Raw genomic sequence first — 16137 nt, 5'->3', positions numbered from 1 at the left:
GCCAGTGATCACACCATCAACCCAGCCAACAAGCGGCCGGCTCGCCAGCCGTTCCGGCTCTCCCAGCCGCCTGGGCGATATCGGTCAGGGCGGAGAATCGCCAGCTTCCTCGCCGTAATCCCTGATGAGGACACTCTGGTCGCCGAAATACGTACTGTCAGCCTTCACAACGATCTGATCCATCATGGCATGCCCGCCCAGGAAATAGCGCCCTTCGACGTCAAAGGGATTGACCCGCCCCTTCCCGTACTTGCCGCCCGGCAGGTGTTCCTCCACGTAGCGACGCAGATCCACGATCTCGGAAAAATTGGAGGGGTTCACATCGTACTGGCCAATGCCCTTACTCAGCCCGGACAGGCCGCGCTCAACCTCGATCATTTCGATGACCGCATCGGCAACGGGCTGCGCCGCATACTCGACGCCGGCGTCCCTCAACGCGGCGTGGATCTGGATGCGCTCTCCCGTCGTCAATGAATCCGAGCCTTCCATGATTTCCAGCCTGCCGTCACGCAACGAGAATCCCCAATCCAGGTCCCTGACGGCTTCCGGCATACGCTCCATCGCGTCCAGGTAGCCGGCTTCCAGATCCACCGAAACGGCCGCGATGCCATGCCCATAGAGTTCCATCAGTCGGTTGTAGCGCGCATTCATGGCCTCGGGCGATTCAGATATGTACACCTTCATCTGAGGCTTGTCGTAGGTATCCGGCATCTCCGGATCCTGTTTGTGATAGATCGCCGCAGCAACCTGCTCCGCCACCTGCTCCGTGTCGATATTTCCCGTCTCGGCGACACGCGCCTGGCCGTTGTCGAACAGCTTCTGCGTTCCCAGGATCGAAGTGAGGGCGTCGATGCTCATCCTTGATGCTCCCGTGGAGTTTAATCGGTTATCGGCTGCCCGCACGGTTACTGTAGGTCCGGCGATGGCGCATGCCCCGGCGTTGCCGGACCACCACCCGGTCTGTGGATGATTGATCACATAACAAAAAGCCGGGACAAGAGCCCCGGCAAAGAGTTAACTCAAGATACGGAACCGATGGTTACATCGAGAACTTGTGCTGGAAGCCCACACCGAAGGCGGTGTCTTCCAGATCACTGTCGTCGGCTTCCACCTTGGAGTAGTAAGCGAAGACCTTGCTGCCATCACCGACCTTGTAGTCGGCACCCAAAGCCATCAGGGTCAGCTCGTCGTCGGTCTGGTCCAGGTCGTTCATACCGTACTGGGCCTTGAGCTTGAGGCGGTTGATCTTGTAGGCACCGCTGACCAGGTACGCGGTGTCCTCATAGGACACGCCACCGATGTCGTCGGAGCTTTCGGACTGCTGGAACAGGGCACCCAGTTCGAATGCGTCCATCTTCAGGCCGGCGGCGGCGCGCAGGGTATCGGCTTTCACGTCGTCGCCGTAGTCGTACAGCGTGGTCTCGACTTCGGAGTCGTATGCCAGGGCGGCGTACAGCATGTCGTTGTCGAACACGATGGAGCTGGAGACCGAATCGGCCGGGCCGTCCTCGTCTTCGGTGCCGGCTTCCTCGCCAGGAATGACCGCCACGTTGACCGTGATCGCATCCGCGAATTCTGGTGTGGAGTACTGCACGATGTTACTCAGGCGCTCGTCACCACCCATGATGTTTTTCAGGTCGCCTTCCAGGTCGCCGAACTGATCGACGTCGCCCTGGGCCGCCTTGAGCGGGGAATCAAACTTACCGGCAATCAGCGTACCCAGCCTGGCATGGGCAAAACCGCCGTAGATGTTGCGCTGGCTGAAGGTTTCTCCGTCCTTGTCACCGTCATCGACGGAAATCTCGAATTCCGCCTTGTACACCGCCTTCAGGTCATTTACGTCCAGGTCGAGATCGCCCTTTACGCCCAGGCGCGAGGCGTTGCTACGCAGCTCCCAGTCGTCGGCAGTGCCGTCGTCGATGTTCTCGTAGCTGACGTTCACTTTGCCGTAGACAATCGGACCGTTGTCAGCCAGCGCGACCGCGGGAAAGGTGATGAATGAACCTACAGCCAAGGCTAGCAGCTTCTTTTGCATTGTCGTGTACTCCATAATCGCTTGATTGGCGTCTATAACAGACCGGTCTAATATTGAGGACATCAATGACAGTTTCATGACCGTTTCTTGGCGATTTGGCGTCAGACACGACACGCAGGGTTCGGGGCAGGAGGCGCTATCCTAGGCGGCGAATGATGACGGGCAGGTTGCAGTTACGCGTCAGTTTGAAGCGAGGCTTGACCTGGATTTATTCGCATATTCAATGAATTAAAAACGCACATGAGAGACAGGTGGGAAATCGCCGCACTCGGAACGCGCGCCTGTTTCCGTGAATGCGCGGGCGACATACCCGTTATCACGGATTGCCGTGGCAGGCCTGGCGGCCTTTACCATACTGGGGTAGCGACCGATTTCATTCACCAGACCGGCCAGGGGAGTCTCGATGACCCGAACGGCAAAGACCCTGTCTTCGCTTATTTTCAGCATCATCCTGCTGATCGGCGGCAACGCCTTCCTGATGACGCTGCTCGGCCTGCGACTGAGTATCGAGGGCATCAGCCCCGGGGTGATCGGCTGGATTCTGGTGTTCTATTCGTTCGGTTTCGTCGCCGGGACGCTGTTTGCCGGGCGCATCATCGAACGCGTCGGGCACGTTCGCGCGTTCGCGGTGTTCGCGGCAATCCTGGCGGCGTCCGTGCTGATCTATCCGATGGCGGTGCAGGCCGGCCTGTGGGGCGGACTGCGGGCGGTCGGCGGCTTTGTCATGGCCGGGCTGATGATCGTCATGGAAAGCTGGTTCAGCAGCAAGGCGGACAACCGCAACCGGGCCAGCCTGTTTGCCGTGTACCAGATCGTCTTTTTTCTCTCGACCGCCGGCGGCCAGGTGCTGATCCGGGTCGGCGATCCGGCCGGCTATATTCCGTTTTCCCTGGCGGCCATCCTGGTGGCCCTGGCGGTGGTTCCGCTGTCACTTACGCGTCGGGAGTCACCGACGGTGGTCCGGGGCGATCGCATGTCACTCCGGCGACTTTACGGCAAATCGCCGGTGGGCACCCTGGGATCGCTGGTAGCGGGGTTGCTGATCAGCGCTTTCTACGCCATGGGACCGGTATATGCCAACCGAATCGGGCTCAATGTGAGCCAGGTCTCCGACTTCATGGCCTCGGCCATTGTCGCGGCCATGATCCTGGCCTGGCCCGTGGGGCGGCTGTGCGATCACTTCGACCGCTACCGGGTGATGCTGGTGACGGCGTTGGTGGCCGCCGGTTGCAGCCTTGCCGTGGCGCTGATCGGCGGGCTGAACGCCTGGCTGCTGGTGATCATCGTGGGGCTGTACATGGGCATCAGCGCCACGCTCTACCCCATCGCTGTCGCCATCAGCAACGACCTGATGGACAGCCACCAGATCACCGCCGCCAGCACAGCCCTGCTGCTCAGCTACGGCATCGGCAGCTGCATCGGGCCGGTGGTCAGCTCCATGGCCATGGAGTGGCTGGGGCCGGCGGGCCTGTTCATCAGCAACGCGACGATCCTGGGGCTGTTGATGCTGTTCATGGTCGTCGGCCCGGGTCGCCGCAGGCATCCAAGCGTCGATGAGCAGGAGCACTACTACATGACCACGCCGGAGGTGGCCATCGCCATGGCCGACCTGGACCCGCGCAATCCCGATTTTGAGGAGCATCCGGCGGATGAGGAACCGCAAGCTCCGGAACCAGCGGATACGGACCCCACGCGAGATTGACGCCCCGGTGGCTGACGGTGAGAAGCGAACGGCGCCTGGGACATAATGTCGCACCGCATGGGCGTCGCCGGGGCAAGGCATTAGATTGGGCGTTGAATGTCCGGGGCCCGGCGCCCCAAAGCCCGAATCAAGGAGCCCGCAATGCACCGTCTCTCCAGAACCCTGCTGGCAGGCGCCACCGCCTTTGCCCTGCTCTCGCCGCTCGCCCACGCCGGCGACATCGACGTATCCGACGCCCGGGTGCGACTGCTGCCAGGGGACGTGCCAAGCGCGGGGTATTTCAGTCTGCATAATGGCTCGGACCGCACCGTCACCCTGGTGGGCGCGTCCAGCGACGCCTTCGGACAGGTGATGATGCACAAGAGCATGGAGAAGGACGGCATGGCGCACATGCACGCCGTGCCCAGCCTCGAGGTCGCGGCCGGCGAAGACATCGACTTTGCCCCGTCCGGCTACCACCTGATGCTCATGAAACGCTCGGCGCCGCTGGCCATCGGCGAACAGGTCACCATCACGCTCGAGTTCGAGCAGCACCCGGCCATGCCGGTCACCTTCGAAGCCGTCTCCCCCGCCGACATGTGAGGCCAATGGCCGGACCACAGGGCCCGGGTCCGCCCTCCACGGCTAAGGCAGCGCTGTCGGCGGATGAATATCCGGATCTCCCGGGCACAACCGCTCCAGCGCGCCTGCGACATCATGTCGCGCGCGGGGCCAACACCGGACGCGCCCCTGACCGCGCAAACCGGCTAGAATGCCGGCCATGGAATGGCTCACTCAATCGCAAAGCGGCTACCGGCGCGCCTCCCGTTACCTCCTGGCCATGCGTCTGTCGGTGGTGGGGATGCAACTGGTCACCCTGGTCGTGACGCACACCGTCGTGCCGCGCTACTTCACCCTGTCGGCGCTGATGCTGTGTGCGCTCTACGCGGCGTTCTCGGCGCTGAGCTACACCTGGTTCGTGCGGCGCCCGCCCACCACCGCCTGGGTTGTCGGCGCATCCCTGGTGACCGATCTGGCGCTGATCGCCGGCTGGCTGTTGCTCACCGGTGGCTACGCCAATCCCCTGACGTCCCTGCTGCTGCTCCCCATCGCCGTGGGCATCGTGCTGCTGCCCCTGCGCCAGGGTATCGGTCTGACCCTGATCGGCATCCTCGCCTACGCGGTGCAGATGCGCTGGCCGTCATCAATGGCCGGGCACCATCACAGCGGCGATCTGGCGCAGTTGCACCTGTTGGGTATGGGCGTGGCGTTCGCGCTGACCGCCGTGATCCTGCTGCTGGTGGTGGGCGCCCTGGTCCGGCAGATCCGGGAGCAGCAGACTCAGCTGTCCCGCACCCGTGAAGCGCGGCTTCGAGACGAGCAGGTCATCGCGCTGGGGCTTTCCGCCGCCGGCGTGGCCCATCGTCTGGGCACTCCGTTGAACACCGTCGCGCTGCTGATTGAGGAAATGCGTGCCAACCGGCCCCCGCACAGCGACCGCGAAGACCTGGACCTCATGGAACAGCAGATCAACCTGTGCTGCGATCACCTCCAACAGCTTTCCGACGCCGCCGTGCAGGTCCGCTCGGCCCGCACGGAACGCATCGGCGCTGATCGCTGGATGGCCCGGCTGATGGAATCCGCCACCCTGCTGTGGCCCTCCGGCACCATTGAGTGGCGTCGCCCCTTCCCGACGACGGCGATTGCCGTGGACGCGACGCTCGATCAGGCCATACTCAACCTGGTGGACAATGCGCTTTCCGCCAGCCCCGACTGGGTCGCGGTCAGTGTTCGGGAAACCGGGGAATCGGCGGTGGCGATCGTGGTGGAGGACCGGGGCAGCGGATCGGACCGGCTGGATGAGGCCGGCCTGGGCAACGATGTCGTCCGGTCCGAGCAGGGCCTGGGGGTGGGGCTGCTCCTCTCCAACGCCACCATCCAGCGTCTGGGGGGAACCCTCAAGGCCATATCGACACCCCGGGGTACAACCATGATCATCGAACTGCCCCACGCGCCGCACGGAGACTGAATGGACGAATCCCCCAACTGGCTGCTCGTCGATGACGACGACGCTTTCCTGCAGGTGCTGCAGCGCTCACTGAAACGCCACGGCGTGAACAGCGCCATCGCGCACACGCCGGACGCTGCCATCGTGAAAACGGCGGAGCACGCCTTCACCCGGTGCGTCCTGGACCTGAACCTGGCCGGCGAGAGTGGCCTGCGCCTGTTGCCGGAACTGCTGTCGCGCAATCCGCGCATGAAAGTGCTGGTGCTGACCGGTTACGGGAGTATTGCCACGGCGGTCGAGGCCATCCGGCGCGGCGCCGTCAACTACCTGTGCAAGCCGGTAACCGCCACGCAACTGATCGCCGGCTTCGACGAACTCAAGGCACCGCGCCCCCTGCGCGACCTGCCGCCATCGATCCAGGAGATGGAGTGGGAGCACATCCAGCGCGTGCTGAACGCCAACCAGGGCAACGTCTCGGCCACCGCCCGCGCGCTGAACATGCATCGCCGCACCCTGCAGCGCAAACTGAACAAGCATTCGCTGTGGCGTGAGTAGACAGAAGCAACACCGACCGAAGGAGAGGCCCGTGACCGACTGGTACGCCATCCCCCTGGGGGACGCCCTGCTGGCCCAGCCGCGTTTGAGCGAGCTGGAGGAGACGCTGTCCGCTGTCTACCGGCAGGCCGGTCAGCCGCCGGACATGGCGGCCGGCTACCGGCACCAATCCGGCGGTGTCCAATGTGAGTTGACGGTGTACCTGACGGCGGCGTTTCAGGCGCATCTCGGCCGGCCGGATGCGCAGTCGTGCCCGGCACCCGACGGGGAAGGGCTGGGATTTCTGGCGGGGAATCGACAGCGGCTGGACCGCGGCGCTGAACAACGCTCAACGCCCGACTGACATTACAGTTTGCCCCGCAGCGCCTCCAGTTCCCGCGTATGCGCCTCAAGCTCCGCGGTCGCTTCCTGCAGTTTGTCGCGGCGTTTTTCGATCTTGTCGCGGTCGCCCTCTTCCAGGGCCTCTTCCAGCTCCCGCTGACGCTCGTCCACTTCGTCCATGCTCTCGCGGAGTTCGTCCTCGGCATCTTCCAGGAGATCCTGGTCGCGGCAATGCGTCTGGATGCTCGCCAGCGCCTGCTCCAGGCCGTCGATGCGGTGAGCGTTGCCCTGCTGCCGGGCGGCGTCCAGCTGGCTCTGTACGTTGGCCTCCCTGGCGTCGCACAGAGGGCCCGCCTGGATCGCGGTGGTCGTGCCCAACAACAGGAGTGTGGCAATCCATTTTCCCGGAACTCGTCGCATTCTAACGTCCTTATTCTGTCTTCGGATTTGGGCGTCAGCCATTACTAGCAGCATCACGGGGAAAATCATAGAGCCGGCACCATCGTGTATGCTCAACCGCATGACGCTCGCCCGAACCCGGAGATCCGCCGTTGCCTGAACTGAAAACCCTCGCCCTGTTCCTGGTCACCGCCCTGGCCGAAATTGTTGGCTGCTACCTGCCCTACCTCTGGCTGCGCGAAGGCCGGAGCATCTGGCTGCTGGTACCGGGCGCCCTCAGCCTGGCGGCCTTCGCCTGGCTGCTGTCACTGCATCCGACCGCGGCGGGACGGGTCTACGCGGCCTACGGCGGCGTCTACATTTTCATGGCTATCCTGTGGCTGTGGGCGGTGGACGGCATTCGCCCGACGGTCTGGGATCTGGTGGGTTCCGCCGTCGCGCTACTCGGGATGGCCATCATCATGTTTGCTCCCCGCGGTAGCTGATGGCCATTGGCAACGAGTGTTGCTCGTCTACACTGCCGGGGAGATCCATCAACAGAACGATCGCTCAGGGAGGAACGAATGAAAGTCCGACGCATCATGGCCAACATCACCACAGCGGACTTCGACGCCGCCCAGGCCTTCTACGGCGACATCCTGGGGCTGGAACGGCTGATGGATCACGGCTGGTTCCAGACCTATGGATCACAGGAAAAGATGATGGTTCAGCTCAGCTTCGGCCGTGAAGGCGGTTCGGGCACGCCGGTGCCGGACCTGTCCATCGAAGTGGACGACCTCGACACCGCCCGGGCCCGATTCCAGGCCGCCGATGTGCCCATCGAATACGGCCCGGTTAGCGAACCCTGGGGCGTGCGCCGGTTCTTTGTCCGCGATCCGTTCGGGCGGCTGGTTAATATTCTGGTGCACGGCGACTAGCGCCCCATAACCACCCGGTTTGCACCTACACTGAAGAAGCCGCGCTTGACGGCATTCCCCCCGGTCCGCATGGAGAAAGGAATCATGACAACCCGGCATTCGCCTTCCGCCAAAGGCCCCCGCCCTATTCCGCAGGAAGCCTTCGATTGGTACGACGCCTATGCCCACGGGCTGATGGATCGCCGGACCTTCATCAACAAGCTCGGTACCCTGACGGCGCTGGGCTTCAGCATGAGCGCGCTGACCTCGGCGCTGATGCCCAACTACGCTGAGGCGGAACAGGTGTCGTTCAACGACGACCGGATCACCGCGACCTACACCCTGTTCCCGTCGCCGCTGGGCCATGGTGAGGGGCGCGGCTACCTCGTAGTGCCCGAGGCTCTCGCGGGAACGGCGCCGGTGGTGCTGGTGGCCCACGAGAACCGGGGCCTGAATCCATACATCGAGGACGTGGCGCGGCGCCTGGCCATCAAGGGCTATGTGGCTTTCGCGCCGGATGCGCTGTATCCGGTCGGCGGCTACCCGGGAAACGACGACGAAGGGCGCGCCCTGCAGGCAAGCCTCGACCGGGCCAGGATCGAGGAAGACTTCATCGCCGCAGCCCGCTTCCTCAGGGCCCATGAACTCAGCAACGGCAAGCTGGGCGCTGTCGGCTTCTGTTTCGGCGGTTACATCTCCAACATGCTCGCCGCCACCCTGGGCGACGACCTGGACGCCGCCGTTCCCTTCTACGGCACCCCCGCCGACGCCTCCCTGCAAAGCGGAATCCGCGCCCCGCTGATGCTGCACTTCGCCGGCCTCGACAATCGGGTCAACGCCACCTGGCCGGATTACGAAGCCAACCTGAAGACTCATGGCGTGGACTACACCGCGCACACCTACGACGGCGTCAACCACGGCTTCCACAACGACTCCACCGCCCGCTATTCGCAAGAGGAAGCGGAGCTGGCCTGGTCGCGGACGCTGGACTTCTTCGCCGAACACCTGAGCTAAGACAGCTTTCGAACCCCGGAGCCGCCAGGACGCGGCCTCGGGCTATTCCCCAAGCCTACCGGTACTGTCCCGGGACTGACCCGTCCGGGACGCCCGCCGCCATGTTCAGAACGCCCATCACAGCCTGACTTCAACAGCCCCGCTAATTTCGATACATATTGTCAACATTTTTGGTATACCATATTACCGTAATAGCTGTAGTCTCTCTTGAGCGTTGTGTTGTCGTGCTGGAGAAGCGTGAATAATGAATATCAAGCAGAAACTGACCCTGGCCTTCTCGGTGATCGCCTGTGTGCCGTTGATCCTGGTGGCCGTATTGATTGTGATGAGCCTGCGCGACGAGGCGCGGCAGGGTTTCCTCGATAGCAGCAGCCGGGAGATCCGGCAAGTGGACAACGCCATGACGTTGTTCTTCCAGGCTATCGAACAGAATGTGAACTACCTCGCCCAGCATCCGTTGCTGGAAAACATCCATGAAGGCGGCCTCAAGCGTTACCTCGACAAGGACGCCGCGCAGCGGCCTCCAGGCGAACAGGACGCCGACATCTTCCAACTGTTCGACGAGCTGGCGCAGAGCCATCCGGCGTACGCCTACATCCAGCTGGGCGTCAGGGATGGTGGCTACCTGTTCTGGCCGGGTGGCGAGCTCAGCGACTACGATCCGCGCTCACGCCCCTGGTACCAGAGCGCCATGGCCAAACCCGGTGAAACCTTCCGCACCAACGCTTACTACTGGGCGGCGGATGACGTGTCGCTGATCAGCACGGTACGCACCTTCGGCAACGATCTCGGGCACAACGGGGGCGTGGTCAACATCGATGTCTCCCTCAAACAGCTCACCGACATCGTCAAGCAGATCAGGCTGGGCGAGAGCGGCTACCTGATGCTGGTGGAGGGCAACGGCAACGTACTGGTGGATCCGCGCGAGCCGGACCACAACTTCAAGCAGCTCGGAGCCATCGGCGACGATTACGCGCCCCTGGTGGACGCCAAACCGGGCCTGGTGTCGCTGGAGATCGACGGCGAGCGTTACATGGCCAACGTCTGGTCGTCGGACGCCCTCGGCTGGCGTTTTATCGGACTGATCCAGCAGGATGAGGTGATGAGCAGCGCGACCCACCTGACCTGGCTGATCGTCGGCATGGCGGCGGGTCTGGCGTTGCTGTTTGCGGTGGTCGGCGCCTTCTTCGCCAATATGATCGTGCGGCCGATCCGCGCGGTGACCCAGGGACTGGAGGGCATTGCCCAGGGCGAAGGCGACCTGACCACCGACCTGCCCGTGCGTGGACGCGACGAAACCGCCAATCTGGCGGGCTGGTTCAACCAGTTCCTGGGCTCCATCCGGGATCTGGTGCAACGCATCGGCCACGCGGCCGCGCAGATCAACAGCACCTCGGATCACTCCACCGGCGTCTCGGTGAAGATGGCCGAAGCCGCCTCACGTCAGCGCGAAGCGGTGGAGATGGTGTCCACGGCTTTCCACGAGATGGTCGCCACCTCCAACGAAGTGGCCAAGTCCTGCACCCAGGCCGCCACCTCGGCCGAAACCGGCCAGAGTCAGGCCCACGACGGCCAGCGCCAGATCGACGCGGCGGTCAGCAGCGTCGACCGGCTCAGCGGCGAAATCGAGAGCTCCGCGGAGTCCATGCGCCAACTGGCCAATGAGAGCAGCGCGATCCAGTCCATCCTCGACACCATTCGCGGCATCGCCGAACAGACCAATCTGCTGGCCCTGAACGCGGCCATCGAGGCCGCCCGGGCCGGCGAGCAGGGGCGCGGCTTTGCCGTGGTGGCCGAGGAGGTTCGCTCTTTGGCAGCACGCACCTCGGACTCCACCACCGAAATCGACACCCTGCTGGGCAACCTGCTCGCGCGCACCCACGACATGGCCCAACAAATGGACGCCAGCCTGGATGTGTCCCGGGAAACGGTCAGCCAGATCAACCTCACCCGCGAGAGCTTCGAGCGCATCCGCGAATCGGTGGACGTGATCCGGGACATGAACACCCAGATCGCCACGGCGGCGGAGGAGCAGCATCAGGTGGCGGAAGACATCAACCAGCACATCAGCCACATCCACGGCGATGCCCAGCAGGTGGCCGAACTGGCCCAGGCCACCAGCGGCGATGCCAGAAGCCTGACCACGCTGTCCGACGAGCTCAACGGCCTGGTGCAGCGCTTCAGGACCTGAGGAGGCCCCTTTCATCCGCTCCCTGAGCAACCAGGAAACGATACGGTCATCCGATCGTCGGCGGCGCCGGCGGTCGGTCGAAACGGATTCGACAAGCCCGACCCGGAGGAACACACCCATGCCCAAAGCGACGTACCGCCCCGCCGCGACACGTCTGTCCCGCTGGCTGCGGCCGGCTTCCCTGCTGCTGGCCCTGTTGGCGGCCTCGCCCACCCGGGCGGCCGTGGATTTCCACATCTTCACCGACAACTACCCGCCCTACAGCATTTCCCAGTCCGGTCAGAGTTACGCCCACAAGGCGGAGGACATCGGCGGGCTGTGTACGGATATCGTCAAAGTCATCATGGCGCGAGCCGGTTACAGCTACGCCATGAAGATCCGCGAGTGGAACTTCGGCTACAAGTGGGTCCAGGAACACGCCGACCACGCCCTGTTCTGCACCGCCCGCAACGCCGAGCGCGAGGACAGCTTCCAGTGGGTCGGCCCGCTGGCGCAAATGCGCTGGACGCTGTTTGCCGCGCCCGATTCGACGCGGACCCTGGCCACGCTGGACAACGCCCGCGGGCTGAAGATCGGAGGCTACAAGGGCGGGATTATCAGCAAGTACCTGTCGGAGCAGGGCCTGGACGTGATCACCTCGGGTATCGACCGCCAGAACCCGTTGCGGCTGGCCCAGGGCCAGATCGACCTCTGGGCCACCGATGGTTTGACCGGCCCGCTGATTGCCGAACAGGAAGCGGGCATCACCGGGCTCCGGCCAGTGCTGTCGTTCGGCGAGACGCCTTTCTATCTCGCCATCAGCAAGCAGACGGACCCAGCCCGGGTCGCCCGCCTGCAGGAAGCCCTGGACGACGCTCGCCAGGACGGCACCGTCCAGGCGATCGAGGCACGCTACGGGCTTTGATGGCCGCGCCACACGGCCGCGATCGGACGAACCGGCCGTCGCTCGCCCCTATCGGGCCTGGGTGCGTTCCTCCGAAGCGGAGGTGGGCACCAGCGCCCGGGTGAGGTCCTTCATATCGAGGGTGCCGACCGGCTCGCCGTCCCGCACCACCCGGAAGCTCAGGCTGGTGTCACCGCCGGAACGGCCCAGCACGGACTCCAGGTTGTCGGTCTCGACCAGGTCGCCGGCAAAGCCATCGCCGGCAGGCAGCCCCGGTGTCATCACCGAACGCACGCGCAGCACGCGGGCGCGATTGATGTCGGAGATGAAGTCGACGATGTAGGGATCGTTCGGGTTCATCAGGATGTGCTGCGGATCGCCCTGCTGCACCACCTCGCCGTCCTTGAGGATCACCAGGTGGTCCGCCAGCTTGAGCGCCTCGTCCAGATCGTGGGTGATGAACACGATGGTCTTGTGCAGCTCTTCCTGCAGTTCCAGCAGCAGGTCCTGCATGTCCGACCGGATCAGCGGGTCCAGCGCCGAGAAAGCCTCGTCCATCAGCATGATGGGCGCGTTGGAGACCAGCGCCCGGGCAATGCCGACACGCTGCTGCATGCCACCCGAAAGCTGGTGCGGGTACTGCTCCTCGTTGCCTTCCAGCCCCACCCGGGCCAGCCAGTGGCGGGCATCCGCCTCGAAGTCGCGGGTGGTCACGCCGCGCACATCCATCGCCATGCCGGCGTTCTCCAGCACGGTCCGGTGCGGCAGCAGACCGAACTTCTGGAACACCATCGACATGTGTTCGCGGCGCATCTGGCGCAGCTCGTCCTGGCTTTTCTGCAGCACGTCCTGGCCGTCCGCGACGATCTGGCCGGCGGTGGGCTCGATCAGCCGGTTGACGTGGCGGATCAGGGTCGATTTACCGGACCCGGACAGCCCCATGATCACGGTGATCTCGCCTTCGCGCATATCGATGTTGATGTCGCGCAGACCCAGCACGTGATTGAAGCGTTCCTGCAGTTCGGCCTTGCCCATGCCCTTCTTGACGTGCTCCAGGGCCAGCTCCGGCTCGGCGCCGAAGATCTTGTACAGGTTCTTGATCGAGATCTTGATGTTCTCTGACACGATGATTCCTCCCTACTGCGACTGGGCGGCGTTGATGCGCGCCAGAGATGCCTTGGTCACCCGGTCCAGGATCACCGCCAGGATCACGATGCCCAGGCCGGACACCAGCCCCACACCCAGTTCCAGGTTGCGGATACCGCGCAGGACCAGCACGCCCAGGCCCGGTGCGGACACCAGCGAAGCGATGACCACCATCGCCAGGCTCATCATGATGGTCTGGTTCACGCCGGCCATGATGTTGGGCAGCGCCAGCGGGATCTGCACCTTGAACAGCTTCTGCCGCGGGGTCATGCCGAAGGCATCGGCAGCCTCGATCACATCGGTGTCCACCAGGCGGATGCCCAGGTTGGTCAGGCGCACCACCGGGACGATGGCATAAAGAATGATGGCGATGCCGTAGAGCTTGGACTCGGTCACGCTGAACAGGAAGATCAGCGGAATCAGGTACACGAACGGCGGCAGGGTCTGGAGCATGTCCAGTACCGGGATCGTCAGCCGCTGCATCATGTTGCTGCGGGACATGGCGATGCCGATGGGAATACCGATGAGCACACAGATGAACGCGCAGACGAAGATAATGGAGAGCGTCTGCATGGCGTAGTCGTAGTAGTCGATGAACGACAGCAGCATGATGCTCCCGGCCACCAGCGACACCAGTTTCCAGGAACGGGTGACCACGAAAACGATGGCCATCAGCACCGGAATGACGATCCACCAGGGAGTGTGCAGCATGCCGTAGAGGGCGCCGTCCAGGGCCCAGCTCAACGGCTGGGTGATGGGGTCCAGCACGACGCTGAGACCGTCCTTGATATTCAGGAAGCCCTGCTCCAGGCCCTGGGTCAGATCCCGGGACTGGGGAAAGGCGGAACAGGATTTGTTGAGCGCATCCATGGACGGGAACGGCAGGTCCCAGATGCTGGTGTCGGTCGCGGCTTCCTTGCCCTGGGTTTTGGAGAGCAGGTCCGCCATGGAGGTCGGCGCGCTGCTCTCACTCTCGGAACACCACTCGCTGAGCCCGAGAGACGAGAAGAGAAAATCGTAGGTTGCCATGGTGTTATGTCCGCGGACGAAGCCGCCAGATGATGGATAGGGGAAAGAGAGGAGATCGGGCGGGAGCAAAGGCTCCCACCCGGTCGAACCAGCCTGATCAGTTGTTCAGCAGGGCCGACAGATTCTCGCGTGCGGAATCGTTCAGCCACTTGGACCAGGTGTCCGGGTTGTTCTGCAGGAAGTACACAGCCGCTTCCTCGCCAGACGCGCTGTTGGCATCCTTCCAGGCCAGCAGGGCACTCATCTCACTGGTCTTGAAGTGCAGCTTGCTCAGCATATCGGCAACGGCCGGCTCACGCTCCTTGAAGTCGGTGGTGACGGCGGTCAGGACCGGCGCCGCCGGGAACGCGGAGACACCCGGATTCTCGGCATCCGGCGTCTGGTTGGCTTCGTGCACGTCCGGCTTGTACTCGCCCATGTCCACTTTGGTCATGTCGTACTTGCCCAGCGGCACGGTCGGGCCCCAGTAGTAGCCGAACCAGGGTTCCTGGTTCTCGTAGGCGGAGCCCATGGAGGACGCCAGGGTTTCACCGGAACCGTGGTTGAACACTTCGATGCCGGAGGACTCGAGGTCCAGGGCGCGGATCAGGTTGTCGCTGACCACACGGCAGCCCCAGCCGTCCGGGCAGTTGTTGAAACGGTTACCCACCAGCTCCGGGTTCGCCATCACGCCTTCGATGGTTTTCAGCTCGGGATGCTCTTCGGCCAGGTAGGTCGGGATCCACCAGCCTTCAACACCACCCGGGCGCAGGACCTTGCCCAGACGCTCGATCTTGCCTTCGGATTCCAGACGGTCGAAGACCTTGCCCGTGGAGTTGACCCACAGTTCGGTGACGATGTCCGGCTCGCCGTTCTCGGCGACGGAGGTGATGGCCGGCACGGTGTCGGACGGAACCACCGACACATCGCAACCGTAGCCCTGCTCCATGAGGAACTTGGCCACGTTGGTGACCACCTCGTTGGAGGCCCAGTTCATCTGGGTGATGGAAACTTCACCGCACTCATCGGCTTGCGCCAGGGACGGAAGTGCAATCGTGGGAAGAGCAGCCGCGCACAGCAAAGCCGCTTGAGTCAGCTTACGCATAGCTTGATCCTTATTTGGAAGTTTTAGGGACTTTTTAATCGGTTTTCAGGTGCTTCGGGATAACACAGGATGACAGGCCCGACAGACGGACCCTGATCGTTAAACGATCGGAAACAGGGAGGGAAGTGTTGGAGGTTTTTTAAGCCTCAAAGCAAATGCCTTTCGCAAAAGTTCGCGACCAAGGTTAAGCATTTCTCATCAAGATGCAAGCGGATGGCAACATTTAGACGCCAAAAACCACAAAAAAGCAAGTGATCACTATCGCGAAAAGCGTGCTTATAGCACCCTTGGCATGCCAGAATTATTTAGAACTCAAAAAATCTCCGGTGGTCCGTAAGCATTCGCTTACATCCATGCATTCTGCACAGAGCACTACTCATGCCGGAGCCCCTTCAACAGGAGAACGCATGATCGACGACACCGACAAAGCACATCTGCGCCGTTGCGTGGAACTGGCCACCCAGGCCCTGGAAGCCGGCGACGAGCCCTTCGGCTCGGTGCTGGTCTCCGGCGATGGTGAAGTTCTGTTCGAGGACCACAACCACGTGGCCTCGGGCGATCACACGCGCCACCCGGAATTCGAGATCGCCCGCTGGGCGGCGGCGCATCTGGCGCCGGCGGAGCGGGCGCGAGCCACGGTCTACACTTCCGGCGAACACTGCCCCATGTGCGCGGCAGCCCACGGCTGGGTCGGCCTGGGCCGGATTGTCTACGCCAGTTCCTCCGCCCAGCTGACCGAGTGGCTGACCGAACTCGGCGTGGCCACCGCGCCGGTGCGCCCCCTGCCGATCGGCGACATCGTGCCGGGCGTGACGACGGATGGGCCGGAGCCGGCACTGGCCGAGGCCGTCCGCGATCTGCATCGACGCCTGCACAGCGCCCACTGATCCCGGGC

The 16137-nt window shown here is 63.4% G+C and carries 17 protein-coding genes; 11 read left to right on the top strand and 6 right to left on the bottom strand.

The window, feature by feature from the left end; all coding sequences use genetic code 11:
• Positions 1–84: 84 nt before the first annotated feature.
• Both DKK67_RS02720 and DKK67_RS02715 read right to left on the bottom strand, forming a co-directional pair.
• The gene (locus DKK67_RS02720) at positions 85–858 is read right to left on the bottom strand and encodes an oxidoreductase (protein WP_204355713.1); all 774 of its coding nucleotides are present in this window, start codon (positions 856–858) and stop codon (positions 85–87) included.
• Positions 859–1039: 181 nt separating this feature from the next.
• The gene (locus DKK67_RS02715) at positions 1040–2014 is read right to left on the bottom strand and encodes a porin (RefSeq protein ID WP_228160493.1); all 975 of its coding nucleotides are present in this window, start codon (positions 2012–2014) and stop codon (positions 1040–1042) included.
• A 424-nt stretch (positions 2015–2438) separates the two neighbouring features.
• Between DKK67_RS02715 and DKK67_RS02710 the strand changes: the two genes are divergently transcribed.
• The 5 genes from DKK67_RS02710 (at position 2439) to DKK67_RS02690 (ending at position 6622) form a co-directional block, all read left to right on the top strand.
• Positions 2439–3737, top strand: coding sequence for an MFS transporter (locus DKK67_RS02710; RefSeq protein WP_111494158.1), 1299 nt, complete (start codon positions 2439–2441; stop codon positions 3735–3737).
• 141 nt (positions 3738–3878) lie between these two features.
• Positions 3879–4319, top strand: coding sequence for a copper chaperone PCu(A)C (locus DKK67_RS02705; RefSeq protein ID WP_111494156.1), 441 nt, complete (start codon positions 3879–3881; stop codon positions 4317–4319).
• Between the two features lie 178 nt (positions 4320–4497).
• Complete coding sequence (locus DKK67_RS02700; RefSeq protein ID WP_111496736.1) at positions 4498–5745, top strand: sensor histidine kinase; 1248 nt, start codon at positions 4498–4500, stop codon at positions 5743–5745.
• Positions 5746–6279 carry a response regulator transcription factor gene (locus DKK67_RS02695; protein ID WP_111494154.1) on the top strand — a complete coding sequence of 178 codons (534 nt, stop codon included), beginning with the start codon at positions 5746–5748 and terminating at the stop codon, positions 6277–6279.
• 31 nt (positions 6280–6310) lie between these two features.
• Positions 6311–6622 carry a hypothetical protein gene (locus DKK67_RS02690; protein WP_111494152.1) on the top strand — a complete coding sequence of 104 codons (312 nt, stop codon included), beginning with the start codon at positions 6311–6313 and terminating at the stop codon, positions 6620–6622.
• Positions 6623–6624: 2 nt separating this feature from the next.
• Here the strand turns inward: DKK67_RS02690 and DKK67_RS02685 are convergent, their stop codons facing one another.
• Positions 6625–7020, bottom strand: a complete 396-nt coding sequence (locus tag DKK67_RS02685) for a DUF1090 domain-containing protein (RefSeq protein ID WP_162628726.1) — start codon at positions 7018–7020, stop codon at positions 6625–6627.
• Positions 7021–7151: 131 nt separating this feature from the next.
• Here DKK67_RS02685 and DKK67_RS02680 point away from each other — a divergent pair, with 131 nt between their 5' ends.
• The 5 genes from DKK67_RS02680 to DKK67_RS02660 all read left to right on the top strand — a co-directional run bounded on the left by DKK67_RS02680 (position 7152) and on the right by DKK67_RS02660 (position 12004).
• On the top strand, positions 7152–7484 hold the full coding sequence (locus tag DKK67_RS02680; protein ID WP_111494148.1) for a YnfA family protein: 333 nt from the start codon (positions 7152–7154) through the stop codon (positions 7482–7484).
• 78 nt (positions 7485–7562) lie between these two features.
• Positions 7563–7916, top strand: a complete 354-nt coding sequence (locus DKK67_RS02675) for a VOC family protein (RefSeq protein WP_111494146.1) — start codon at positions 7563–7565, stop codon at positions 7914–7916.
• An 84-nt stretch (positions 7917–8000) separates the two neighbouring features.
• Positions 8001–8909, top strand: coding sequence for a dienelactone hydrolase family protein (locus DKK67_RS02670; protein WP_204355712.1), 909 nt, complete (start codon positions 8001–8003; stop codon positions 8907–8909).
• 244 nt (positions 8910–9153) lie between these two features.
• Positions 9154–11100, top strand: coding sequence for a methyl-accepting chemotaxis protein (locus DKK67_RS02665; RefSeq protein WP_111494142.1), 1947 nt, complete (start codon positions 9154–9156; stop codon positions 11098–11100).
• Between the two features lie 118 nt (positions 11101–11218).
• Positions 11219–12004 (top strand): substrate-binding periplasmic protein, encoded by a 786-nt coding sequence (locus tag DKK67_RS02660; RefSeq protein WP_111494140.1) that lies wholly within the window; start codon positions 11219–11221, stop codon positions 12002–12004.
• A gap of 48 nt (positions 12005–12052) precedes the next feature.
• Here DKK67_RS02660 and DKK67_RS02655 read toward each other — a convergent pair whose 3' ends face one another.
• The 3 genes from DKK67_RS02655 to DKK67_RS02645 form a co-directional block, all read right to left on the bottom strand.
• Complete coding sequence (locus tag DKK67_RS02655) at positions 12053–13108, bottom strand: quaternary amine ABC transporter ATP-binding protein (RefSeq protein WP_111494138.1); 1056 nt, start codon at positions 13106–13108, stop codon at positions 12053–12055.
• A gap of 12 nt (positions 13109–13120) precedes the next feature.
• Positions 13121–14158 carry an ABC transporter permease gene (locus DKK67_RS02650; RefSeq protein WP_111494136.1) on the bottom strand — a complete coding sequence of 346 codons (1038 nt, stop codon included), beginning with the start codon at positions 14156–14158 and terminating at the stop codon, positions 13121–13123.
• A gap of 97 nt (positions 14159–14255) precedes the next feature.
• Positions 14256–15242, bottom strand: coding sequence for an ABC transporter substrate-binding protein (locus DKK67_RS02645; RefSeq protein WP_111494134.1), 987 nt, complete (start codon positions 15240–15242; stop codon positions 14256–14258).
• Positions 15243–15649: 407 nt separating this feature from the next.
• Between DKK67_RS02645 and DKK67_RS02640 the strand changes: the two genes are divergently transcribed.
• Positions 15650–16129: a nucleoside deaminase gene (locus DKK67_RS02640; protein WP_111494132.1), complete on the top strand. Its 480-nt coding sequence runs from the start codon at positions 15650–15652 to the stop codon at positions 16127–16129.
• Positions 16130–16137 lie beyond the last annotated feature (8 nt).

It is taken from the genome of Marinobacter bohaiensis (assembly GCF_003258515.1).
Classification (GTDB): domain Bacteria; phylum Pseudomonadota; class Gammaproteobacteria; order Pseudomonadales; family Oleiphilaceae; genus Marinobacter_A; species Marinobacter_A bohaiensis.
The sequence above is the reverse complement of the archived record's forward strand: the minus strand, read 5'-3'. Positions and strand labels throughout refer to the sequence as shown.